The 22,275-nt window shown below is 69.1% G+C and carries 21 protein-coding genes and 1 pseudogene; 10 read left to right on the top strand and 12 right to left on the bottom strand.

Annotated elements, in window-relative coordinates; genetic code table 11:
• The first annotated feature begins 1 nt into the window (after nucleotide 1).
• From ACSGC5_RS05960 to ACSGC5_RS05950, 3 genes are read left to right on the top strand one after another with little or no spacing between them, the layout of a single operon-like run.
• Nucleotides 2–1,147, top strand: coding sequence for an ABC transporter ATP-binding protein (locus tag ACSGC5_RS05960; RefSeq protein ID WP_434969696.1), 1,146 nt, complete (start codon nucleotides 2–4; stop codon nucleotides 1,145–1,147).
• A gap of 2 nt (nucleotides 1,148–1,149) precedes the next feature.
• Nucleotides 1,150–2,061 carry an ABC transporter permease gene (locus ACSGC5_RS05955; RefSeq protein WP_434969695.1) on the top strand — a complete coding sequence of 304 codons (912 nt, stop codon included), beginning with the start codon at nucleotides 1,150–1,152 and terminating at the stop codon, nucleotides 2,059–2,061.
• Entirely contained in the window at nucleotides 2,058–2,861 is an 804-nt protein-coding gene (locus ACSGC5_RS05950) for an ABC transporter permease (protein WP_434969694.1), read from the top strand. Before ACSGC5_RS05955 ends, ACSGC5_RS05950 begins: the two co-directional genes overlap by 4 nt.
• A 53-nt stretch (nucleotides 2,862–2,914) precedes the next feature.
• Here the strand turns inward: ACSGC5_RS05950 and ACSGC5_RS05945 are convergent, their stop codons facing one another.
• Complete coding sequence (locus ACSGC5_RS05945) at nucleotides 2,915–3,373, bottom strand: SRPBCC family protein (RefSeq protein ID WP_434969693.1); 459 nt, start codon at nucleotides 3,371–3,373, stop codon at nucleotides 2,915–2,917.
• Between the two features lie 166 nt (nucleotides 3,374–3,539).
• Between ACSGC5_RS05945 and ACSGC5_RS05940 the strand changes: the two genes are divergently transcribed.
• Nucleotides 3,540–4,511 (top strand): DNA topoisomerase IB, encoded by a 972-nt coding sequence (locus tag ACSGC5_RS05940; protein ID WP_434969692.1) that lies wholly within the window; start codon nucleotides 3,540–3,542, stop codon nucleotides 4,509–4,511.
• Between the two features lie 15 nt (nucleotides 4,512–4,526).
• Here the strand turns inward: ACSGC5_RS05940 and ACSGC5_RS05935 are convergent, their stop codons facing one another.
• The 3 genes from ACSGC5_RS05935 to ACSGC5_RS05925 form a co-directional block, all read right to left on the bottom strand.
• Nucleotides 4,527–5,384 carry an N-acyl homoserine lactonase family protein gene (locus ACSGC5_RS05935; RefSeq protein WP_434969691.1) on the bottom strand — a complete coding sequence of 286 codons (858 nt, stop codon included), beginning with the start codon at nucleotides 5,382–5,384 and terminating at the stop codon, nucleotides 4,527–4,529.
• A gap of 56 nt (nucleotides 5,385–5,440) precedes the next feature.
• Nucleotides 5,441–6,253: a tryptophan-rich sensory protein gene (locus ACSGC5_RS05930; protein WP_434969690.1), complete on the bottom strand. Its 813-nt coding sequence runs from the start codon at nucleotides 6,251–6,253 to the stop codon at nucleotides 5,441–5,443.
• Between the two features lie 137 nt (nucleotides 6,254–6,390).
• On the bottom strand, nucleotides 6,391–7,740 hold the full coding sequence (locus tag ACSGC5_RS05925) for a DUF222 domain-containing protein (RefSeq protein ID WP_434969689.1): 1,350 nt from the start codon (nucleotides 7,738–7,740) through the stop codon (nucleotides 6,391–6,393).
• Nucleotides 7,741–7,887: 147 nt separating this feature from the next.
• On the opposite strand from ACSGC5_RS05925, the gene ACSGC5_RS05920 reads away from it, so the two are divergent.
• Entirely contained in the window at nucleotides 7,888–8,961 is a 1,074-nt protein-coding gene (locus ACSGC5_RS05920; RefSeq protein ID WP_434969688.1) for a DNA glycosylase AlkZ-like family protein, read from the top strand.
• Between the two features lie 21 nt (nucleotides 8,962–8,982).
• Here ACSGC5_RS05920 and ACSGC5_RS05915 read toward each other — a convergent pair whose 3' ends face one another.
• On the bottom strand, nucleotides 8,983–11,421 hold the full coding sequence (locus tag ACSGC5_RS05915) for a glycogen/starch/alpha-glucan phosphorylase (RefSeq protein ID WP_434969895.1): 2,439 nt from the start codon (nucleotides 11,419–11,421) through the stop codon (nucleotides 8,983–8,985).
• 225 nt (nucleotides 11,422–11,646) lie between these two features.
• Between ACSGC5_RS05915 and ACSGC5_RS05910 the strand changes: the two genes are divergently transcribed.
• The 3 genes from ACSGC5_RS05910 (at nucleotide 11,647) to ACSGC5_RS05900 (ending at nucleotide 14,476) form a co-directional block, all read left to right on the top strand.
• Nucleotides 11,647–12,378, top strand: coding sequence for a glutamine amidotransferase (locus tag ACSGC5_RS05910; RefSeq protein ID WP_434969687.1), 732 nt, complete (start codon nucleotides 11,647–11,649; stop codon nucleotides 12,376–12,378).
• Between the two features lie 125 nt (nucleotides 12,379–12,503).
• Complete coding sequence (locus ACSGC5_RS05905; RefSeq protein WP_434969686.1) at nucleotides 12,504–13,061, top strand: RBBP9/YdeN family alpha/beta hydrolase; 558 nt, start codon at nucleotides 12,504–12,506, stop codon at nucleotides 13,059–13,061.
• On the top strand, nucleotides 13,058–14,476 hold the full coding sequence (locus ACSGC5_RS05900; RefSeq protein WP_434969685.1) for a CoA transferase: 1,419 nt from the start codon (nucleotides 13,058–13,060) through the stop codon (nucleotides 14,474–14,476). Before ACSGC5_RS05905 ends, ACSGC5_RS05900 begins: the two co-directional genes overlap by 4 nt.
• A gap of 21 nt (nucleotides 14,477–14,497) precedes the next feature.
• Here ACSGC5_RS05900 and ACSGC5_RS05895 read toward each other — a convergent pair whose 3' ends face one another.
• The 3 genes and pseudogenes from ACSGC5_RS05895 to ACSGC5_RS05885 form a co-directional block, all read right to left on the bottom strand.
• Entirely contained in the window at nucleotides 14,498–15,166 is a 669-nt protein-coding gene (locus tag ACSGC5_RS05895) for a GntR family transcriptional regulator (protein ID WP_434969684.1), read from the bottom strand.
• Complete coding sequence (locus ACSGC5_RS05890) at nucleotides 15,147–15,581, bottom strand: EamA family transporter (protein WP_434969894.1); 435 nt, start codon at nucleotides 15,579–15,581, stop codon at nucleotides 15,147–15,149. Before ACSGC5_RS05890 ends, ACSGC5_RS05895 begins: the two co-directional genes overlap by 20 nt.
• 116 nt (nucleotides 15,582–15,697) lie before the next feature.
• Nucleotides 15,698–16,072 (bottom strand): annotated as a pseudogene (locus ACSGC5_RS05885) (EamA family transporter); the annotation flags it as partial.
• A 117-nt stretch (nucleotides 16,073–16,189) separates the two neighbouring features.
• Here ACSGC5_RS05885 and ACSGC5_RS05880 point away from each other — a divergent pair.
• A complete protein-coding gene (locus tag ACSGC5_RS05880; RefSeq protein ID WP_434969683.1) occupies nucleotides 16,190–16,942 on the top strand; it encodes a glutamine amidotransferase in 753 nt (250 codons plus the stop codon).
• Here the strand turns inward: ACSGC5_RS05880 and ACSGC5_RS05875 are convergent.
• Genes ACSGC5_RS05875 through ACSGC5_RS05865 form a run of 3 tightly spaced genes read right to left on the bottom strand, consistent with a single transcriptional unit; the run spans nucleotide 16,908 to nucleotide 19,958 of the window.
• Complete coding sequence (locus ACSGC5_RS05875) at nucleotides 16,908–18,677, bottom strand: hypothetical protein (RefSeq protein ID WP_434969682.1); 1,770 nt, start codon at nucleotides 18,675–18,677, stop codon at nucleotides 16,908–16,910. The genes ACSGC5_RS05880 and ACSGC5_RS05875 overlap by 35 nt on opposite strands.
• Nucleotides 18,678–18,723: 46 nt before the next feature.
• A complete protein-coding gene (locus ACSGC5_RS05870) occupies nucleotides 18,724–19,140 on the bottom strand; it encodes a DUF2809 domain-containing protein (protein ID WP_434969681.1) in 417 nt (138 codons plus the stop codon).
• A gap of 26 nt (nucleotides 19,141–19,166) precedes the next feature.
• Complete coding sequence (locus ACSGC5_RS05865; RefSeq protein ID WP_434969680.1) at nucleotides 19,167–19,958, bottom strand: SDR family NAD(P)-dependent oxidoreductase; 792 nt, start codon at nucleotides 19,956–19,958, stop codon at nucleotides 19,167–19,169.
• Nucleotides 19,959–20,073: 115 nt separating this feature from the next.
• Between ACSGC5_RS05865 and ACSGC5_RS05860 the strand changes: the two genes are divergently transcribed.
• Nucleotides 20,074–20,541, top strand: a complete 468-nt coding sequence (locus ACSGC5_RS05860) for a MarR family winged helix-turn-helix transcriptional regulator (RefSeq protein WP_434969679.1) — start codon at nucleotides 20,074–20,076, stop codon at nucleotides 20,539–20,541.
• Between the two features lie 51 nt (nucleotides 20,542–20,592).
• Here the strand turns inward: ACSGC5_RS05860 and ACSGC5_RS05855 are convergent, their stop codons facing one another.
• Entirely contained in the window at nucleotides 20,593–22,209 is a 1,617-nt protein-coding gene (locus tag ACSGC5_RS05855) for an FAD-dependent oxidoreductase (protein WP_434969678.1), read from the bottom strand.
• Nucleotides 22,210–22,275: the final 66 nt, after the last annotated feature.

Here is a 22,275-nt window from a genome sequence, read left to right as displayed (position 1 = left end):
CATGGCACCATCGACACCCGAGGCCGGCGCTGACCTCGAGCTTCGCGGCATCCGCAAGACCTTCCCGGGCTTCACCGCTCTGCACGACCTGGATCTGGTGATCCCCGCGGGATCGTTCTTCGCGCTCCTGGGCCCTTCGGGCTGCGGCAAGACGACGACCCTGCGGATCGTCGCGGGCCTCGAGCGGCCCACGGCGGGTTCGATCTCGATCGGTGGCAAGGACGTCACGACGGTTCCGCCGCACAAGCGGCCCGTCAACACGGTGTTCCAGAGCTACGCGCTGTTCCCCCACATGACCGTGCAGGAGAACGTCGAGTTCGGTCTGCGGCGGCGGAAGGTGGCGGATGCGGCAAGCAGGGCGCTGGACGCGTTGAAGCTCGTCGAACTCGACCACGTCGCCGGGCGTAAGCCGTCGCAGCTGTCCGGAGGCCAGCAGCAGCGTGTCGCCCTCGCGCGAGCTGTCGTGAACCGTCCCGCTCTGTTGCTGCTCGACGAACCCCTCGGCGCACTGGACCTGAAGCTTCGCCGGCAGATGCAGGGTGAGCTCAAGACGATCCAGGACGAGGTGGGAATCACCTTCCTGCACGTGACGCACGACCAGGAGGAAGCCATGACGATGGCCGACACGGTCGCCGTCATGAACCACGGCCGCATCGAACAGATGGGCGCACCCCAGGAACTCTACGAACTGCCGCGCACCGGCTTCGTCGCGAGCTTCCTCGGCCAGTCCAACCTCATTCCCGCGACGGTGGATTCCACGGCCGGCGGAAACCTCGTCGCGCGCCTGGCAACCGGCGGCACCGTACGGATGCCGATCGATCGAGCCGTCGCGACGTCGGGAGCGATTACGGTGGGGGTCCGTCCCGAGAAGCTGATGCTCGTCGCCGAGCAGCCGACCACGGACGACAACATCCTCGGTCCCGGCCGCATCACCGACCTGTCCTTCACCGGTGTGAGCACGCAGTACACCGTCGAGATTCCGGGGATCGGACCGGTCGGGGTGTTCGAGCAGAACATGGTGTTCGGCTCGGTCTTCTCGGTGGGCAGCGAGGTCTGGGTTCGCTGGCGGCCCGAGCACACGTTCGGGCTGGATGCCGATGCTCAGGCGGGTGCCGCCGAAGCCATCGCCGACAGCGAGGACTCCTAGCCATGGCGATGTCGGCGCTGGCTGTCGCCGATACTAAGAAGGCGTCGCCGCAGCGGCGCGCCGGATGGGTGGCCTTCGCGCTTCTGCTGCCGGGACTGGCCTACCTCACGCTGTTCTTCGTCGTCCCGTTCGTGTCGTTGCTGATGACCTCGTTCGGCGTCAACGACACCTCCCAGTACGGCGCGTTCTACTACGCCTTCAACTGGCAGAACTACGTCGACGTCATCGCGGAGTACTGGCCGCAGTTCCTGCGCTCCTTCTGGTACGCGCTGCTGGCCACCCTGTTCGCGCTGCTCATCAGTTACCCGATCGCATACTTCATCGGGGTTGTGCTGCGCGACCGGCCGCTCATCCGCAACCTGCTGCTGGTGCTCGTCATCGCGCCGTTCTTCATCTCGTTCCTCCTGCGGACTCTCGCGTGGAAGGCGCTCTTCGCCGACGAGGGGCCCGTGGTCGGGTTCCTGCAAGCGATCGGGATCTTCGGCCCGCAGGATCACATCACGGGAACCGGCTTCGCGGTCGTGTTCGGTCTCACCTACAACTTCATCCCGTTCATGACGCTTCCGTTGTTCGCCTCCCTGGACCGGCTCGACACTCGGCTTCTCGAAGCGAGCTCCGACCTCTACGCGACGCCCGGGCAGACGTTCTGGCGGGTGACCTTCCCTCTGTCACTTCCCGGGGTCGTGTCGGGCACGCTCCTCACGTTCATTCCCGCATCCGGTGACTACGTCAACGCCAGCCAGGCCTTCCTCGGAAGCCCGTCGACGACGATGATCGGAAACGTCATCCAGTCGAAGTTCCTCATCACGGTGAACTATCCGCAGGCGGCGGCCCTCAGCATCCTGCTCATGGCCGTCATCCTCATCATCGTCGGCAGCTACGTGCGGCGCACGGGAACGGATGACCTCCTGTGAAGACACAATGGACGGTCAGGTCCCGCATCCTCGGCCTCTATGTCATCGCCGCGTTCGTGGTGCTGCTCATCCCGATCGCCTACACGTTCCTGTTCTCGTTCAACGAGACGACCCGCACCAACATCACGTGGAACGGGTTCACGATCGAGAACTGGCTCACGGTGTGCGAACAGCCCGAGGTCTGTGTCGCCTTCGGCAACAGCATCCTCGTCGGTGTCGTGGCGACGATCATCGCCACGACCCTCGGCACGATGATCGCGCTCGCTCTGGTGCGCTACCGCTTCCGCGCACGGGGGCCGATCAGCCTGCTGCTGTTCCTGCCGATGGCCACACCCGAGGTCGTCATCGGCGCGGGTCTTGCCGCGCAGTTCTTGACGATGGGTGTCGCGAAGGGGATCGTGACGATCATCCTCGCGCACACGATGTTCTGCCTGAGCTTCGTCGTGGTCACGGTGCGCGCCCGCGCACTCTCGCTGGATCCGTCGATGGAAGAGGCAGGCCGCGACCTGTACGGCTCACCGCGGCAGGTGTTCTGGCGGGTGACGTTCCCGTTGCTGTTGCCCGGGATCATCGCGGCGGCTCTGCTGTCGTTCAGCCTGAGCTTCGACGACTTCATCATCACGTATTTCACGTCGGGCTCGGTGCAGACCTTCCCGGTCTACATCTACGTCGCCGCCCAGCGGGGCATTCCCCCGCAGGCCAACGTGATCGCCTCGGCGGTGTTCCTCCTCGCGATCATCGGCACGCTCGCGTACGGGATCGTCAACGCCCGTCGCGCGGCGGTTCGTCGCGGGCGCTGAGCCCGTGCTCGTTCCCGCGGGCGGTCTGCACGCCCGCGGGAACGAGGGGGTCGTCATCCGTTGTGGATCTCGCCGCGCCAGCCGCCCGTCTCGCGACCGCGCTCTTCGATGAACGACTTGAAGCGCTCGAGGTCCATGCGGGCCGCGGCTTCGTCGAGGTTTAGTCCCGCGCCCGCCTTCTCGACGAAGGTCTCGGGCTCCCACTCCATCCGCAGCTCCACCCGGGTCCGGTCGTCGGTCACCGGCGTGAAGGCCACACGCCCGGTGTGCACCCGCTCCCCCGTGCTGGCCCACTCGACGTGGTCATCGGGCACCTGGTCCACGATCTCGGCGTCGAACTCGCGCTCGACGCCGCCGATGCTCACGGTCCAGTGCGTGAGGTCGTCGGTGGTCTGGGTGATGGAGTTCACCGACCCCATGAACTGCGGGAAGTCCTCGAACTGGGTCCACTGGTCGTAGACGGCGCGGATCGGGGCGTCCACTTCGATGTCAGCGGTCATCGTGCTTGTCATGACGGTCTCCTTCGTGGTCACCGTGCGCCGGTCGCCGGGTCGGCGATCGGTCGGGGCCGACGATACGGATGCCGCACGGCGCCGCTGAGGGGGTTGACAGCATCCGTCGCCCCACTCGGGCACACCTGTGCGCCCTGTGCCCTTGGCGGCCGCGTAGCGTGAGGACATGCCCCGCTTGCGTCGCAGTCGCACCTTCGAGCCCGGACTTCGCCGCGTGCGCCGCGGACGAGGATTCGCGTACCTCGATGAATCGGGCGCCGCGATCTCGGACGAACAGACGCGCGAGCGGATCTCGGCGCTTGCGGTCCCGCCCGCGTGGAACGACGTCTGGATCTCGCCCCATCCGCACGGGCACATCCAGGCCACGGGAGTCGACGATGCCGGGCGACGCCAATACCTGTATCACGAGGCGTGGCGAAAACGTCAGGACCGCGTCAAATTCGAACGGATGCTGGACCTCGCCCAGACGCTCCCCGCGGCGCGGCGCGGCGTCACGCTCGATCTGCGAACGGAGGGTCTGGGCAAGTCCCGCGTGCTTGCTACTGCGTTCCGCATGCTCGACACCGGGAGTCTGCGGGTCGGGTCGGAGCGCTACGCGGACGTGCACGGCAGCTTCGGACTGTGCACACTCCTGTGCGCGCACGCGAGCGTGCACGATGGTGAGCGGGTCGAGCTGCGCTTTCCCGGCAAGAGTGGGCAGCCGTGGGAGTCCGAGCTGACCGACCCCGACCTGGCCGCGGTCGTCCGGGCGCTCAAGCGCCGCGGCGGCCGGGCGCGGCTCCTGGCCTGGCGGGACGGTGACGGCGAGGTGCATCCCCTGCATCCGGACGACATCAACGCCGACATCCGACGACGAACGGGCGGCGACTTCACGGCAAAGGACTTCCGTACTCTGCACGGTACGGCCGCTGCCGCCCTGAGCCTTGCGAAGGCGGGTCCGGTGACGAGCGCATCGCGGCGGGCGCGCATCATCGCAGCAGCGATGCGGGATGCCGCTTTCGTTCTCGGCAACACCCCTGCCATCGCCCGCAGCAGCTATGTGGATCCGCGGGTCGTGGATGCCTACGAACATGGGACGACGATCGACCCGTCGCGTCCGGCATCCGTCGAATCGGAGCTACGAGCGATGCTGCGCTGAGCCGCGGGCGCGTCGTCAGGCGGCGGATTCCGCCGCGCGGGGGTCGTGTCCGGCGATCACGCGAAGCCCCGGAAGCCTGTCTCGCAGCGCCACGACGCGCCGCAGCGTCTCGCGCTGCCGCTTTCTGTCACCGACATCCGGAACGACCCCGCGGTCGATGAGGCTCGGGTCGTAGGTCGCGTCCCCGACAAGTAGCAGCGGGTCGCGGCCCCCTCCCCGGCGCACGAGCAGACTCATCGAACCGGTCGTGTGACCCGGGGTCGGCAGGAGCGTGAGAGCACCGTCTCCGAAGATGTCGTACGCGCCGTCGAAATCCGTCAGCGCAGGGTCGTCCGAGGGGGCGAAGCTGACGGGCCGCCACCGGACGCCCGCAGCGAGAAGGTGCTCAGCGAGGACGCCGTGCATATGGGGCGAGCGGCCGGTGAGAAGCGCGTGCTCGGCCTCGCTGACGAGCACCGGGATGCCGGCAGCCGCGAGCTCACCGACGTTACCGGCGTGGTCGTAGTGCAGGTGGGAGACGGCAGCGAGGGCAAGCCGCTCGAGGGGAACGCCGGCGAGTTCGAGCTGTTCACCGAGCCCCTGGCCCGGGGTCAGCGTGGAGTCCACCTGTCGTGCATAGACCGCGCCGACGAATCCGCGCGGGAAGTACGTGCGCGGTGCGTCGGCGGACTCGGGCGCCTGACCGGTGTCCCAGAGCACCCACCCCTGGTCGTGCTCGATGAGGACGACGTTGACGGGCAGCGGCTCTGTCCACCGCCGTGAGGTGAACGTCCACCACAACATGGGCGTTCCGCTGCCTGCGATGTTGTGCGGCCGCAGCCGCACCTCGCCGATACTCAGAACCGTTACGCGCCCGACGCCGCCAGAAGTCATGTCGTTCAGTGTGCCAGGTCGCGGTTACCCGAACGCGGCGACCAGGTTTCGGCAGGTCAGTCGGCGAGGGTGCGCTCTCGCAGGAGTCGGGCAACGGCCGGGATGATCAGGACGACGGCGGCGACGACGATCGCCGCGATGCCGATAGGGACGTCCACGAGGTCACCGGTCAGGCGCGCGACGGCCAGCCACGCCAGTCCCCACGCGATCGAGAGCACGGGCGCGATCCGCCACCCTCCGGCTGCCGACACGCCGAGCGCGACAACGGCGACGACGACCAGCACGATCACGCCGAGCACGGATGCCGCACCCTCCCAGTCGGCGGGGACCGTCGCCGTCAACGCGGCGGCGACGTTGGCGACGGTGGCGAGAGCGACCCAGCCGAGGTGCAGCCCCGTGACTCCGTCGATGAGGATGCCGTCAACTGCGCCATCGGAGGGCAGGTGGGTGCGGACCGCGCGAAGGTAGGTGACGACGAGGGCTGCGAGCAGCAGAACGATGCACGCCACGGTCGCCCACACCGAGAGGAACTGCACGGTGACGAGCCAGAGACCGTTGAGCACCATCGTGAGGGCGATGAGCCAGCCGAGGCTGCGCTGTCGCGTGCGCGTCCGCTGCGACGGGAGCGCCTGCCAGACGACGTAGATCGCGAGTCCCAGGTAGATCGGCGTCCAGATCGCGAATGCTTCGGTCGCGGGAGTGAGGTAGGACGCGTCCGGCGAGAACGACCCGCCCTGCGCCTCCTGGATCGGCGTCCCACCGAAGGCGCCGAGACCGACAGCATCGCCGATGATCATGAAGACGAAGGCCGCGATCACGAGGATCTGACGGATCACATCGCTGCCACGGGCTGATTCGGTCGCGCTCATCCGTCCACGCTAGTCGCCTGGCGACCGAATGGGCAGGGAACCCGTGAGGAACCCATGAGAAACACGGACCGGCCACACCCAGGGGGCCAGCAGTAAGCCAGACGGCCGTGGGGTGGGTTCAGGCGGCGCCGTCGCGGCTAGGCGGCAGTGGGGTGGAAGGTGGGGAGGCGCCGTTCGGGGGCGACGACATACCGGCGCCCGTGCGGGGATACCCATTCCAGGGACCCGTCACCGAGGTGGGTGATCTGCCACCCGCCGTGATGCTTCACCGTATGGTGGCCCTGACAGAGCGGGGCCGTGTTCGCCACGGATGTCTCACCACCGTGTTCCCACGCGACCGTATGGTCGATCTGACACCGCGACGCCGGCATCCCGCACCCCGGTCCCATGCACCGGTCAGCCCGCCACTTCACGAGCTTCGCAAGCTCCGGTGGCGGCCGATACCTCGTCCGCCCCACGCTGATGACGGCGCCGGTGTCGGGGTGTGTGAGCACCCGCATCCACCCTGATGCGTCACCGGCCAGCTCCCGGGCGCGCTCGATCGGGATCGGACCAACCCCCTCCACCTCCGCCGGGTCTGTCACACCGTCCGCCCCGAGGAGGGCCAGTGCAGGAACGGTCACGACAACGGTGGCGCGGATCCCCCGCGCCTGCTCGGGGTGCTCGGCCACGGTCCCGTCGATCAACAGATCGCAGAACACGTCAGCACGGATCTCATCCAGACTCCGCTCCGAACCGTCCCCCCGCTCCCCGCCGCGGGTCGCGCCACGGTCCCGGTCACGAATCACCGTCGCGATCTGCGTGATCCGGCCGTGGATCGCGTGAGCTTCCACCGACGGGATCAATGCGTGCAACCACGACATCCCGTCCCCGACCTGCTCGATCACCACCCGACGCTCCCGCACCGCCGACCCATGCCGCTCAGCCAACGTCGGGGCCATCTCCCGGTCGATAAGGCGGCGCAACGCCCGCCGGAACGACCCCACCGGCAGCGTCTCCGCCAACCCCAACGCCCGCCCCACCAGGCCCGCCGCGACCCCCGGGTCCAGCACATCCAGATCATCGACGAGGATCTCGACGTGCCGCACCGTCACGTTCGCGCGCGAGAGAGACTCCAGCACGGTCGGATACGAGTGCACCAGGGACTCGGCGCGGGCAAGCATCATCCCCGCCGCGGTCTCCGTCACCCGCAACGCAGCCGCCAACTCCAACCGCAACGACCGCATCACCAACTCCCGCGACCCACCCCCATACCGGGTCACGTCATCAAGGGCTTCCACCCGGAGCGCGTCAACGCGCGCGAACCGCTGCGCAGCGAACACCGCCTCCAGATCAGCGACCTCCACCACCAGACCCACAGCATCCGGTCGCGGCGGAACCCACCCCACCCCGCCATCCCACTCCCGCACATCATGGTCGTCGAGGAAGGCGTCAGCATCCGGCACCCCGGGCCACTGCCCCGACTCGCCCATGCCAACTGATCCCATACCGCGACACTACGAGGGGGTTCCGACATTCGAATCCCTGCCATCCGCACCGAATCCAGCGCGCGACCGATGCGACAGTCCGCCAGGTCGCACGCCCGCAAACGCGGCTCGCCGGAGTTGGGGGTGGCTGGTACTACGGTGATCGACATGACGGCGTCCCTCTCCCCCGACCAGGCGCGCGGGATGCGCCACCGGGCCCAGCTGCTCGGAGGCTCGCCCCTCTCGCCACGGGAGGTGGTGGACCGCGCGGTCGCCCTCCAAGGCCAGGATCTTCCGGCAGTCCTGCGTGCGATCGCCCTACGCTCGGCTCCGGGAACGACGGTCGGCGAGGTGCGCGCAGCGTTCGACAGCGGTGTCCTCGTGCGGTCGTGGCCCATGCGCGGCACGCTGTTCGCGACGACCCCCGAGCACCTGGCGTCGCTCCTCGCCCTCACCGGCACGAGAACTCTGCAGTCCATGGCGCGGCGCCGGGAGCAACTCGAGCTGGACGATGCCACGGTCGCGCGCGCGCACGAGGTCGCCGTCGCGGCGCTCGAGCACGCTCCGCAACGTCGTGCCGACATCCTGGCCACGTGGGAAGATGCCGGGATCTCGACGAAGGGTGGTCGAGGCTACCACCTGCTCGTCCATCTGTGCGTCAGCGGGGTGGCGCACTGGGGAGCCTTCGCTCCCGACGGGTCCGAGCAGTTCCTCACCCTCACCGCGACACCGCGCGAGACCGACACGGATGCCGCTCTCCGGCGCATCGTCGCCGGTTATGTCGCCGCGAGGGCGCCGGTCACCCTCGACGACCTCGCGTGGTGGACCAAACTCCCCAAGACGACCCTGCGCGCCGTCGCGGCATCCGTCGATGCGATCGAGCAGGCGCACCTCGGTGAGAGATCCGTGTATCTGAGCTCGCCGGCGGACGCCGTCGCGGACGCGAGCCCGACCGGCTCCGCGGAGCGGGTGACCCTCGTTCCCGCCTTCGACGAATGGATCCTCGGCTACGCGGACCGCTCTCTCGTCGCCTCGGGAGCGATGCTCGACGCCCTCGTTCCCGGCGGGAACGGCGTGTTCCGTCCCGCGGTTCTCGTCGACGGGCTGGTCGTCGGCACGTGGCGCTTCTCCGCGCCCCGGGGAGCAAGACGCCGAGCGCCCGTGCTCGAACTCATCGAACCCGTCTCGGACGCGACGGCAGCGCTCATCGACGACGCCCTCGCCGCGTGGCCGCACGACTGACCACGCGACGGATGCTTCGCGTCAGAGCAACGGACGCGCGTGCCAGATGCGATCGAGGTAGTCGCGCATCGACCGGTCGGAGGAGAAGAAGCCGCAGCGGGCGATATTGAGGATCGCCGAGCGCGTCCAGGCATCCTGATCGGCGTACGCGAGGTCCACGCGCGCCTGCGCCTCGATGTACGAGGCGTAGTCGGCGAGCACCATGAATCGGTCGTCGTAGAGCAGATTCGACACGATCGGCTCGAAGACCGAGCGGTCGCCGCCCGAGAACTCCCCCGAGGCGATGAGGTCCATCGCCGCCCGCAGCTGCGGGTCTGCCTGGTAGAAGTCCGCCGGCTTGTATCCCTTGGCCCAGAGCGCCTCGACCTCGGGCTCGGTCATGCCGAAGAGGAAGAAGTTGTCGTCGCCGACGAGCTGGCGGATCTCGACGTTGGCGCCGTCATCCGTGCCGATCGTCAGCGCGCCGTTGAGGGCCAGCTTCATGTTCCCGGTACCGGAGGCTTCCTTGCCGGCGAGCGAGATCTGCTCCGACAGGTCGGCGGCGGGGATGATGCTCTCGGCGAGGGTCACGTTGTAGTTCGGCGGGAACACGACCTTCAGGCGCCCCTCGACGCGGGGGTCGCTGTTCACGACGGACGCGACCGAGTTGATGAGGTGGATGATGCGCTTGGCCATCGCGTATCCGGGGGCGGCCTTGGCTCCGAAGATGAAGGTCCGCGGCTGGATGTCGGCGGCGGCTACCCGACCCGAGATGATGCTCTCGTACTCGGTGACGATGTGCAGCACCTTGAGGGTCTGCCGCTTGTACTCGTGGAGCCGCTTGACCATGACATCCAGCAGGTGACTGTCATCGATCTCCACGCCGTCGCGCCGTGCCAGCACGTCGCTGAGGTGACGTTTGTTGGCCGCCTTGACCGCAGCGAAGCGCTCACGGAACTCGGGGTCCTCGGCGAGCGCCTCCAGTCCGCGCAGTCGCTCGAGGTCGACGGTCCATCCCGCGCCGAGCGCCTCGGTGATGAGCTCTGCCAGGGCGGGGTTGGCAAGACGGATGAAGCGTCGCGGCGTGACACCGTTCGTGACGTTCGTGAACTTGTCGGGGTACATCTCGGCGAACTCGTGCAGCACCTTGTCGCGCAGAAGCTGCGAGTGCAGTTCGGCGACGCCGTTGACCTTGGCCCCGGCGACGGTGGCGAGGTAGGCCATCCGCACCGAGCGATACGGGTGCTCGCCGATGATCGACATGTTGCGGATGCGCATCATGTCGTCGCCGAACCGCTCCCGAACCTCCTCGAGGAACTCGTCGTTGATGCGGTAGATGATCTCCAGGTGCCGCGGCAGGAGCCTGCCGAGCAGGTCCACCGGCCAGACCTCGAGCGCTTCGGGCAGCAAGGTGTGGCAGGTGTAGGCGAAGCACTGCTTCGTGATCGACCAGGCCTCGTCCCAGTCCATCCCCCGCTCGTCGACGAGCACGCGCATGAGCTCGGGGACGCCGATGACCGGGTGGGTGTCGTTGAGCTGGAAGATCACCCGATCGGGAAGGCCTCGCAACTCGAACCCTTCGGGCAGGACGTTGTCGAGGAAATCCTTGATCGATGCGGCCACGAAGAAGTACTGCTGCTGCAGGCGCAGCTCTTTGCCCTGGGGCGTGGAGTCCTCGGGATAGAGCACCTTGGAGATGTTCTCGGCGTACGTCTGCGCCCGCACCGACTCTTCGTAGTCGCCCGAGTTGAAGATGCGCAGGTCGAACGCGTTGGTCGCCACGGCCCGCCACAGTCGCAGCGTGTTGACGCGTCCGTTGTGGTAGCCGGGCACCATCATCACGTACGGCACGGCAAGAACGTTCCAGTCCGGGATCCACCGGGTCCGGGTCACGCCGTTGTCGTCATACGTCTCGGTCCGTCCGCCGAACGAGATCGTCTGCGCCGCCTCCGGGTGCGGGAACTCCCACGGCGAGCCCATGCGCAGCCAGGCATCCGGCTGCTCCACCTGATGCCCGTCGACGAAGGTCTGCCGGAAGATCCCGTACTCGTACCGGATGCCGTATCCGATGTTGGGGACGCTCATCGTGGCGAGCGAGTCGATGAAGCAGGCAGCCAGCCGGCCGAGACCGCCGTTTCCGAGTCCGGGCTCGACCTCGACCTCTCGCATATCGTCCATCGAGATGCCGCACTGGGCGAGCGCCTCGGTCGCGATGTCGGTCAGGCGCGCGGCGAGCAGGTTGTTGTCGAGCTGCTTGCCGAGCAGGTACTCCGCAGACAGGTAGCAGACGGTCTTCGCCTGCTGCTCGCGCTGCCGGGTCTGGTCCTCGAGCCAGCGCGCCATGAGGTAGTCGCGCACAGTCCCCGCGAGCGCGAGGTACTGGTCGTTCGTGTCGGATGCCGACAGCGAGACCCCCTGGTCGAAGTTGAGGTTCGCGAGGAACTGCTTGACGAACCCGTCCACCGACGCCGGTGGCGCCATGACGGGAGCAAGCGCGAGGGGGTGGGTGGGGCGCAGCGGCGCGGTGGACTTCTCTGTGTCGGGCACGACACGAAGATATCGAGTCCGGCGGGATGAATCATCCTCATCCACCGATCGCCATGCGAGGTTTACACACTCGTCACGAAAAGCGCCTACGCGGGGTGGGGCCCAGCCGTCAAGCCACGCAACCGATCCGCCGCGTTCGTGCGGCCATATGCTGAGCGGATGAAGCCGTTCGTCCTGCTCGCGACCCGGGCCGAGAACGGTCCAGCCGATGAGGAGTACGAGCTCTTCCTGCGCTACACCGGTCTGGCGGAGTCAGAGCTGCGGCGCGTCCGGCTCGAAGCAGGACCCATGCCGCACCTCGACCTCGATGATCTTTCGGGCATCTTCGTCGGCGGCGGACCGTTCAACGCCTCGGATCCGCCCGAGCAGAAGTCGACCGTCCAGCGGCGCGTGGAGTCAGAGTTCGACGCACTGCTCGACCAGGTGGTCGCGCGCGACTTCCCCTTCCTGGGTGCCTGTTACGGGGTGGGCACGGTCGGTGCGCACCAGGGCGCCGTGATCGACCGCACCTACGGGGAAGCGGTCGGTGTCGTCGAGGTGTCGCTGACGGATGACGGGATCGGCGATCCGCTCCTGGCAGACATGCCGCCGACGTTCGATGCCTTCGTCGGGCACAAGGAGGCCGTCCGCGCGCTTCCTTCCTCGGCGACGTTGTTGGCGTCGTCGGCGACGTGCCCCGTGCAGATGTTCCGCGTGCGAGAGAACATCTACGCGACCCAGTTCCACCCCGAGCTCGATGTCAACGGCATCACGTCACGGATCCATGCCTACGCCGACTTCGGGTACTTCGCGCCGAGCGAGGTACACATTCCGCTCGCGGCCGTCCGCCGGCGCCAGGTGCTGCATCCCAGCCGGATGCTGCGCACGTTCGTCGAACGCTACGCGCGCTGACCGGCGCTCCGCCACAGGGACGCGAGGCCACACGTCGCGCATTGGCTCTTCTCGACACGTCACGGCGCCGATTGGATGGCAGCACACCGGACTGCGCGCACGGCCGCGGGAACAGGAGGAGAGCGATGCTGGATGCCGCGGTCGTCGTGGTCCCGGGCCTGGGCGGGTCTTCGCCCGGCCACTGGCAGTCGATCTGGCAGGCGGAGCATCCGTCCTGGGTTCGTAGCGCGCCGACATCCTGGGATGAACCCGTCTTCGATGACTGGGACCGCGCCGTCGGGGCGGCAGCGGCGACGGCGGGTGAGCCGGCGTTCCTCGTGGCGCACAGCTTGGGGTGCCTGACGGCGCTGGCGTTCGCCGCGCGCTCTCCCGACCTGGTGCGGGGAGTGTTCCTGGTCGCTCCGCCCGACCCGGATGCCCCCTCATTTCCCTCCGAGGTGCTCCGTTTCGCGACCGTGACCGCCGCTCTGGGCCCCGTGCCCACGCCGACCGTCGCCGTCACGAGCACGACAGACCCCTACTGCGCCGCACACCGCGCCCCGGAGATCTGCCGGCGCTGGGGGGCACGCCGGATCGACATCGGCGATGCCGGGCACATCAACGTCCTCAGTGGGCATGGGCCGTGGCCCGAGGGTCGGGAGATGCTCCGCGCCTTTGTGCACGAGGTCACGGGACAGCGATGACGTCGACCCCTCCCGGTGCCCTCACGATCGAACTGATCACGGCAGCCACTGGCCGCGCCGAGCTCGCTTCGGCGGTGACACCCCCTTCCGGTGCGGTGACGCTGCCCTCTGCGCTTCCGGTGGCCGAGCTTGCCACGGCCGCGATCGGGGCCGCGTCGCTTGCCGCGGCGTCCCTCGCACACGCCCGCTCCGTGGGCCGTGCGCCCGAACCGGGCGAGCTCGCGCCCGTCGTGCTCGACGGGCCGCGCATCACGGCGGCCTACCGCAGCGAGCAGGTCTTCACCTGGAGCGGGGCGAAGCCGGATGCGTGGGCTCCCGCATCCGGCTTCTTCGAGACCGCCGACGGATGGGTCAGGACCCACGGCAACTACCCGCACCACGGCGCAGCACTGCGACGGATGCTGGGCCTCGGCGACGACGCCGGCCGGGACGAGATCGCCGCCGCCCTCCGGACGTCAACCGCCGCGCAGGGGGAAGACCGCGCCGCGGCGGAGGGCGCGATCGTCGGTAAGGTCCGCACCGAGAGCGAATGGCGAACGCACCCGCACGCGCTCGCGGCGCGCACGTTGCCCCTCGTGCGCCGCGACGTGTGGGAGGCCGCTGCCTCGCCGCTCGCTGCTGCACCGCTGCCGGACTCGACACCACCGCGTCCGCTCAGCGGGGTTCGCGTCGTCGACCTCACGCGGGTGATCGCCGGGCCGGTCGCCACGCGCACGCTCGCGCTGTTCGGCGCCGATGTGCTGCGGATCGACAGTCCTCGCTTGCCCGAGATCGACTGGCAGTTCCTCGACACCGGTCAGGGCAAGCGCTCGGTGCTTCTGGATCTCTCGAACCCGGCATCCCGATCCGCGCTCGATACCCTGCTTGCACACGCCGATGTGCTCGTCACGGGGTATCGCCCCGGCGCCGTGGCGCGGTTCGGGCTCGACCCGACGACGGCCCGGGCGCGATGGCCGCACCTGATCACGGCGACCGTGGACGCCTGGGGCCCCGGCCCCTGGGAGCAGCGACGCGGTTTCGACAGCATCGTGCAGGCGGTCTCGGGGATCGCGGCACTGCACGGGACGGATGCCGCGCCCGGCGCCCTCCCCGCCCAGGCCCTCGACCACACTGCCGGGTATCTGCTGGCGGCAGCGGTCATGAACGCGCTCGAGACACGGCATCTGTCGGGCGCCGCATCTCACGTCGCCGTGTCGCTCGCGCGGGTCGCGCAGTCTCTCCTGGATGCGCCGCGACCGCCGGCATCCGAGGCCCCGCCGGTCACGCCCGACGAGTCGTGGCGCGATCGCACCGTCCAGATCCCCCTCGCCGGCGGCGGGTCGGTCCGGTGTGCCGCACCGGCACCGGTGTGGAATGGCGCGCCGCTCGAGAGTGCTCCCCTTCTCCCCTACGGGGCCGCGGAGCCGGCCTGGTGACGGGCCGCCACCGCAGCCGCGTCATGACGAGGCTGCGCGAGCAGCGCGGATGAGATCGGCGGAGTTGGCCAGGTGAGCGCGCACGGCCTCTCCCCCCGAACGCTGCACCTCGTCGAGGTACGCCGTGTGTTCGTGTGCCAGCGAGCCGGCCGGATAGTCCGGCCTCACGTGCGTGAGCAACAACAGGATCTCCGACTCGAGCTGCCGGTGCGCCTGCGAGATCCGAGGGCTCGCCGCCGCCTCGACGATGACGCGGTGCACCTCGGCGTGTGCCCGTGTCGTGGCCAGCCAGTCGCCGGATGCCTCGGCGAGCGCGAGACGGGCGATCGCGTCGCGAACCGGACGAGTGACCGCGTCCGGCCACGGGGTTCCATGACGCGCCGTCACCTGCCGCACCGCCTCGGCCTCGAGCGCCCCGCGTAGCTCCTGCAGTGCGCCGACGGCATCGTCGTCGAGATGGGCCACGCGCGCACCCCGGTATGGGGCGATCGTGACCAGACGCTCGGCAGCGAGAGTCTGCAGCGCCGTCCGAACCGTGTGCCGGGACGCGTGGTGGCGCGTGGCCAGACCCTCCTCGCGGAGCGGGGCACCGAGGGCGATGTCGCCGGAGAGGATGCGCACACGCAGTGCCTCGGCGAGGGCGGCGGCCTGGGTGGGACCCGGGTCCCGATCACGGCGGCGGGGCGACATCCGTCTTCTCCTTCCGGACGGCCGGGAGCGAGAGCACGATCAGCCCCGCTGCCAGCACCGCGAGTCCGGCGGCCGAAACCGCCGTGAGCTGCTCATGCAGCACCCACACGCCCAGCAGCGTCGCGCCGAGCGGCTCGGCGAGCGTGAGGGTGGCGACCGTCGTCGGGGCGAGCCGCCGCAGACCCCATCCGAACAGGAGGTAGGCCACCGTGGTGGTGACGACACCGAGCCAGAGCGCGAGGGCAAGGCCTTCCGGAGTCACGATCCAGCCGGGGCCGGTCGCGACCAGCAGCGGCGCACTCGCCACGGCAGCCAGGCCGAACAGGACTCCCATCGCCGCCTGGAAACTCCATCCGCGGTCGAGCAGGAGCTTGCTCGCGAGCGCGTAGAGCGCGTAGGAGGCACCCGCGCCCAGTGACGCGAGGATGCCGACAGGCCGACTCCCGTCGCGGCGCCTCCACCGACCAGTCCTGAGACGAGCACGACGCCGACGAGCGCGATCGCGGTCGCCACCGCCCAGCGCACGGTCGGCATCCGCCGACGGATGAGCGCGTCGAGGACGCCCGTGACAATCGGCGCGGATCCGAGCGCGATGACGGTGCCGACGGCCACGCCGTTCAGGCGGGTGCCGGCGAAGAAGGCCGGTTGGTAGGCGAGGACGCCCATGACGCCGACAGCGACGATGATCCACGCGGGGGCGCGGTACGTCGCCGCAGCACCGAGACGTGGTGCGCGCGGCATCCGGGATCGTGTCGCCAGTGCGACCGCGCCGAGGATCCCGCCGCCGAGCAGGATGCGTGCGGCACCGATCGACAGCGGCGACGCGTCCACGTCTGCGAGCGCCTGAGCCGTGCCGGTCGTCGCGAAGCAGAGTGCTGCAAGCAGCACCGCAATCACTCCCGACATCCTGAAATTGTTACACAATGTTCCCTTCGGCGCGGTCGATGCCAGCGGCTCCGCATTGGATCTTTCCCGGGTTCGCGCCGCTCGATTGGATGTCTCCAGCGTCAGGGAGGAGCGCAAGTGAACCGAACCGAGACTCAGGACCGCCAGGCGGACACCAACGCGTCCGACCGCGCCGTCGCGGTTGTGCTGCGACATGTGGCGTTCGAGGACGCGGGGACCTGGGGCGAGGTCCTTGAGGGTCACGGGTTCGAGCTTCGCTATCTGCGTGCCGGAGTCGACGCGCTCGACGCGGGCGCTTTCGCCGGGGCCGACCTCCTCGTGATCCTCGGCGGACCGATCGGCGTGCACGATCGTGACGCCTACCCGTTTCTCGACGACCAGATGCGCTCGATCGCGTCGTGGATGAGCGTCGGGGCACCGACACTGGGCATCTGCCTGGGCGCGCAGATGATCGCGACCGTCCTCGGTGCGCGCGTCCACCCCGGTGCCGCACCGGAGTTCGGCTTCGCGCCGCTCAGCCTCACTGCCGCCGGGCGGTCCAGCGTTCTGTCGGCACTCGACGGGGTTCCGGTGCTGCACTGGCACAGCGACGTCTTCGAGCTCCCCGACGAGTGCGTGAGCCTCGCGCAGACCGAACACTGCGGCGCTCAGGCGTTCACGGTCGGCGACCACGTCCTCGCCCTGCAGTTCCACCCCGAGGCCGACCCCGCGCGCATCGAGGAGTGGCTCATCGGACACGCCGTCGAACTGGCATCACACGGCGTCGATCCGCGCACCATCCGAGGCGACGCGGCTCGCTACGGCGAGCGCCTGCGCACGGCGTCGACGGACATGCTCAGGAGGTGGCTTCGCGGCCTGCCGCGGGAGTAGCAGCCGACTCATCCGCGCTCGGGGGCAGGAGGGATTCGAGCACGACGTCTGCGTCGGACTGGAAGATGCGGGTGTCTGCGCTCCGGGTGCCGATTCCGGATGCTCGGTGCTCCAGTGGCGGGAGGGTGCCCGGTGACGAGACCCGCACGCACACTCGACCGGTGTCCGCGATGGCGAGCGTGACTGTCGCCTCGCCAGCCCCCGAATGCTTGACGGCGTTCACGAAGGCCTCGGTGACCACCTCGGCCGCCCGCTGGTCGGTGTCTCGATCTCGCAGCGCCGCGCGCGCATCGTCCGACGCGATGTAGAAGATGTCGAGCACGGCTCGCCACGCCGAGATCACCCGGCCGAGGGAACCGAGTGGACCATGGCGGGATCCACGCCCGACCTCGATCTCACTCACCGGCCCCTGCATCCGATCGAACGCGTCGTCGGTTCTCTCCCGGAACTGCGCCACCTCCCTCACGGTGGGCTGACGTTCGTCGGCCTGCGCGGCGAGGATGACGCACTGGCCCTGGACTCCGCCGTGCAGGATGCCGACCGCGTGGCGCAGCGGATCGGATGCGCGTGCACTCTCGAGAGCGACATCCCGCGCCGCGGTGGCGAGCATCTGCTGCGAGCGCAGGGCGGCCAGGTGGGCGGAACGCAGGGCATCCACGCAGACCGAGACGACGATCGCAAGCCCCGGGATCACCACGATCCCGACGAGTCCGATCATGCCGATGTGCGGCAGCAGAGCCAGCGACATTGCGGCGACCGCGACGCCTGCCAGCATCCACACGAGCAGAAAGAGCGCAGGTCGCGAACCGGCGCCCGGCTTGGGGAGCACGCGGCCCGTCACGAAACCCGCCGCAAGGTCGATGACCACGAGTCCGACAAAGCCCACGACCGCGACCCAGATCCCGCCGTTGAACAGGGAGAACGGAAGGGTCGCGATGCCGTACACGGCGGCGATCACCAGGGGCGGCGGCCGCATGAGGCGCTCCGAGACGGTTCGGCGCGGTTCGGCGGGCCTGACGACCGGCTCGGATGCGGGCGCTGACGCGTCAGCCTCGTCAGCGCGCGCCTCAAGGAGGTGGCTTTCGCGGCGCACTTGTTCGGCGTAGGCGCGCACGATCTCGAAATCGATGGGGCGGGCGAGCATGACGTTGCGGGAAGCCCGAAGGCGCTGCGCCGTCGCCGCCAGCACGGCATCCACCTCCGCCGCCTCCTCATGGGCACGCTGGAGCCGGGCCCGCATCGGCGCGAGCGCACTCTCGAGCCGCGTCACAATGGCGCGACGACGGCCATACTCGGACAGCGCAATGCCCACGAGGGAGAACATCGCGAGCCCGGAGACGATGTTGGTGACCGCGCGCGGCCCGAAAGCACCGGTCGTGCTGACATCCCAGAGCCAGCGACTGATCGCGTCGTTGAGCGGTGTCCGGAGCGTGCAGAGGGTCAGCAGCGTCGCGAGCACGATGACGCCGCGAGCGGGTCGCGACCTCAGTCGCCGCTCCGCGAAGACCGCCGGCATCGCGAGGATCACCAGCGCAATCCATCCGACGGCGCCGACGACCATGCCCTGCAGGTAGCCTTCGACCGAGGCGCCGTGGATCGTCGGAACGCCCACGATGACGGCGAGGATGAACGAGAGGAACGTGCTCCACCGGTTGAAGAACGCGCCGTCAGTGACAGCACGCCACCAGATCGCGACGAAACTCCGTACGCGCAATCGCTCCCACACCTCGCTCACCCCAGACCCAGATCCACACCACGCTAGCGGCGGCGGCTGGGAAGCGTCAGTGCCCTTTGTCCCGGAGGCGTCCGATCCCCGCATCCGTCGCGGTCACGGCGACGATCGTCACCACGTACACGACAAGGTCTCGAGGGTCGAAGACGGTCCCGAGGACGAGCATGGCGGGCGGGAACGCCGCGCCGGCGGCGAGCGGCAGGCCCGTGAGCTGGAACAGTTCGATGCCCACGCACCAGGTCACGGCGATGGCTCCGACAACGAGCGGGGACTGCCGCACGGCGATCCCGGCAACGAACGCGTACACCGCCGCCGCGTAGAGCGCGTCCCCCGCGATGTCGGTCGCCGCGGTGTCCGGCAGCATCGTGTGGACCGCGAGGCCGGCGATCACCAGCACGGCCAGCGACCCGGCGCAGGCACTCCGTCGGATCAGGATCCAGCGGCCGGCGCCGGCGGAATCTCCCATACGTCCACCGTAGGCCGGAGCGTGACCTACAGCGTCGTCGTGAGCACTCCCCCGTCTGCCCGGAGCGCCGCACCGTTGGTCGCCGACGCGCGCGGACTTGCCAGGTATGCCACGAGCGCGGCGACCTCGGACGGGTCGATGAACCGCTCGAGCAGCGTAGTCCGGTTCTGGCCGATGACGGCATCCTTCACGACATCGACCGGCGCACCTTGAGAACGGGCGATCTCGTCGATCGCGCGAGCGACGCCATCCGAGTAGGTCGGACCACCGAGCACCGTGTTCACGGTGACCCCGGTGCCGCGGGTGCGCTTGGCGAGGCCGTTGCCCAGGGCGATCATCGCTGCCTTCGTGACGCCGTAGTGCACCATGTCGGCGGGCACCGACACTCCCGACTCGCTGCTGATGAACACGATGCGACCCCAGCCGCGCTCGAGCATCCCGGGCAGAAGCGCGCGAGAGAGCCGTACGCCGCTCATGACGTTGACGTCGAAGTAGCGCTGCCACTGTGCATCATCGATGCTCTCGAAGGCATCGAGCCCGAAGAGTCCGACGTTGTTGATCAGGACGTCGACCTGGCCGAGCTGTTCGATGAGGTCACTCACAGCGCTCGCGTCGGCGACGTCCGCGACGATCCCCGACGCCTCGACGGCCGGATGCCGGTGACGAAGCCTGCCGACCGCCTCGTCCACGCCCGAGGCGCTGCGGCCGTTCACGACGACGTCGACTCCCTCGGCGGCGAGGGCATCGGCGATCGCATATCCGATCCCTCCCGTCGAGCCGCTGACGAACGCCGTCATGCCGCCGAGTTGCAGATCCATGGATGCTCCGTTCTGACGCGCGATCCGGTCGGACACGAGTCGATAACTTGCTCAGGAAAGTCAATGCTAGGCGCCATGACTTTCCTGAGCAAGTCAATCGCACTAGGCTTGTCCCATGCGATTGAGTCAGGAGCAGCTCGCGACGTGGGCGTCGCTTGCCACAGTCCTCGAACGCCTGCCCCGTGCGCTCGATGCGCAACTCCAGGAAAGTTGCGGACTGACCCACTTCGAGTACGGCGTGCTGTTCGCCCTCGATACGGCGCCCGAGCGCACCCTGCGCCTGAGCACCCTCGCGGGCTATGCGAACTGCACGCTCTCCCGCCTGTCCCGCGCCTTCACTCGGCTCGAGCGCGCCGGACTCGTCTCTCGCGAAACGGACGCCACGGACGGGCGGTTCACCCTCGGCATCCTGAGCGATGCCGGCCACGACCTCGTGCAGTCAGCGATGCCGGGCCACCACGCCCTCATCCGCGAACTGGTCTTCGCGCCGCTGACGACCGCGGAGGCCGACAGCCTCGGCGCGCTTAGCCGTCGCATCGCCGAAGCGATCGGTCCGGCCGAGATCTGGACGCCGCGTCCGTAGCCACGCGCCACCGAGCCCACCCCATATCCACCGGTTCCCCCGAGGTCCAGATCACCCCTCGAGGCGGACGGCCCGCAGCACGACATCCTCCACATGGTGACTGCTGGCTGCCCCCGCCGGACGCTGCCGCTTCTCGTGCACCTCGATGCGCCAGCTCTCGTCCGTGGCCAGTGCCGCCAGGATCTCGGTGACGCCGACGTAAGCATCCGGGTCGAACATCCGGGTGTGTTCGGCAGGATCACCCGCATCGCGAGCCCACGCCGTGTCGTGCGAGACGACCAGGAGGGTGCCGCCCGGAGCGACCGCCTCGAGCAGGCTCCGCACGCCGCGGCCATCCGGCGTGCGCGTGAACGAGCCGTACTGTAGCGAGACGAGATCGAAGGTCTCCCCTGCGTACGGGTGGACGCTATTGGCGTCGACGTGCCGCGTGCGTACGTCCAGACCGCGGCGCCGCGCCTCCTGCCGGATCCGATCGAGCGCGCGCGACGAGACATCGGATGCCGTGACCTGCCATCCGTTTTCGGCGAGCCAGAGAGCATCTGCCCCCTCCCCCGCGCCGACATCCAGCGCCCGGCCGGGAGCGAGCGTCGAGACCTCCGCGACCAGAGTGCCGTTCGGGTTGCCGCTCCAGATCTGCCCTTCGCCATAGCGGTCATCCCACTCGGCCTCCACGCCCGAGGGACGGGAACCTGCCGCAAGATCCTCGTGAGCGAGGCTGAAGGCGATCTGCGCGCCGACCATGCTGCCGTTCGCGGCGGCGTGGAGCACCTGAAGGGCCGGATCGACGACGTTTCCCGCCGCGAACACGCCCTCGACCACGGTGCGACCCGTGGCATCCGCCGTGAGCACCTCACCCCAGCCGCTGGGGTGAGGAGTCGCGACAAGGCCCAGTCCGGCGAGCGCCTCGACGCGCGCTCGGAATCGCGCGCCGACGAGCACGGCATCCGCAGCCAGGTGCGCGCCGCCCTCCAGCTCGATGCGGAGAGCACCGTCGGCATCCGTGACGCGATCGACCGCCGCCGCATGCACGGGCACACCGGACGCCTCGAGCGCCCGGACAGCGGTGTCGTGGGCATCGACGCCCTCGTGGAGCACGACCGACAGACGGTCGGTGAGGTGCCTCATGAGGGCTGTCGGGTGCAGGTTCAGGGGGTCGGTCACGATCTGCACGACACGCTGGTCGCGCACCTCCCAGCCGTGGCAGAACGGGCAGTGGATGACCGAACGGCCCCAGCGTTCGCGAAGGCCGTCGATCTCGGGTAGCTCGTCGGTGAGCCCGGATGCCACGAGGACCCGCCGTGCGAGCAGCGCGCTCCCACCCGAGAGCTCGACACGGAACAGGTCGCCTTCGCGGGAGACATCGACGACGCGACCCGACAGAACCTCCCCGCCGTAGGAGCGCACTTCCTCACGGCCGATCGCGCGCAACTCGGCGGGCGGAGCGCTCTCGCGGCCGAGGTAGCCGTGCATGTGGTCGGCAGGAGCGTTCCGTGGCGTGCCGTCATCGACGACGATCACCGAGCGGCGCTGCCGCGCCAGCTGTAAGGCACCTGCCAGCCCTGCGGCAGACCCGCCGACGACGGCGACGTCGCAGCGACGCGTCATGGCGGGGGCGGCGGTGTGTGCGTGAGGGACGGCGGCGTGTGCGCGAGGGGTGTCGGTGACCATGCGACGAGCGTACGACCGCCTGCTATAACCGGATGCCATCTTGCGCAATCTGCAAGAGCGACGGAT

This window comes from Microbacterium sp. bgisy207 (assembly GCF_965345035.1).
GTDB lineage: Bacteria > Actinomycetota > Actinomycetes > Actinomycetales > Microbacteriaceae > Microbacterium.
This window is presented reverse-complemented; position numbering and strand designations above follow the sequence as displayed.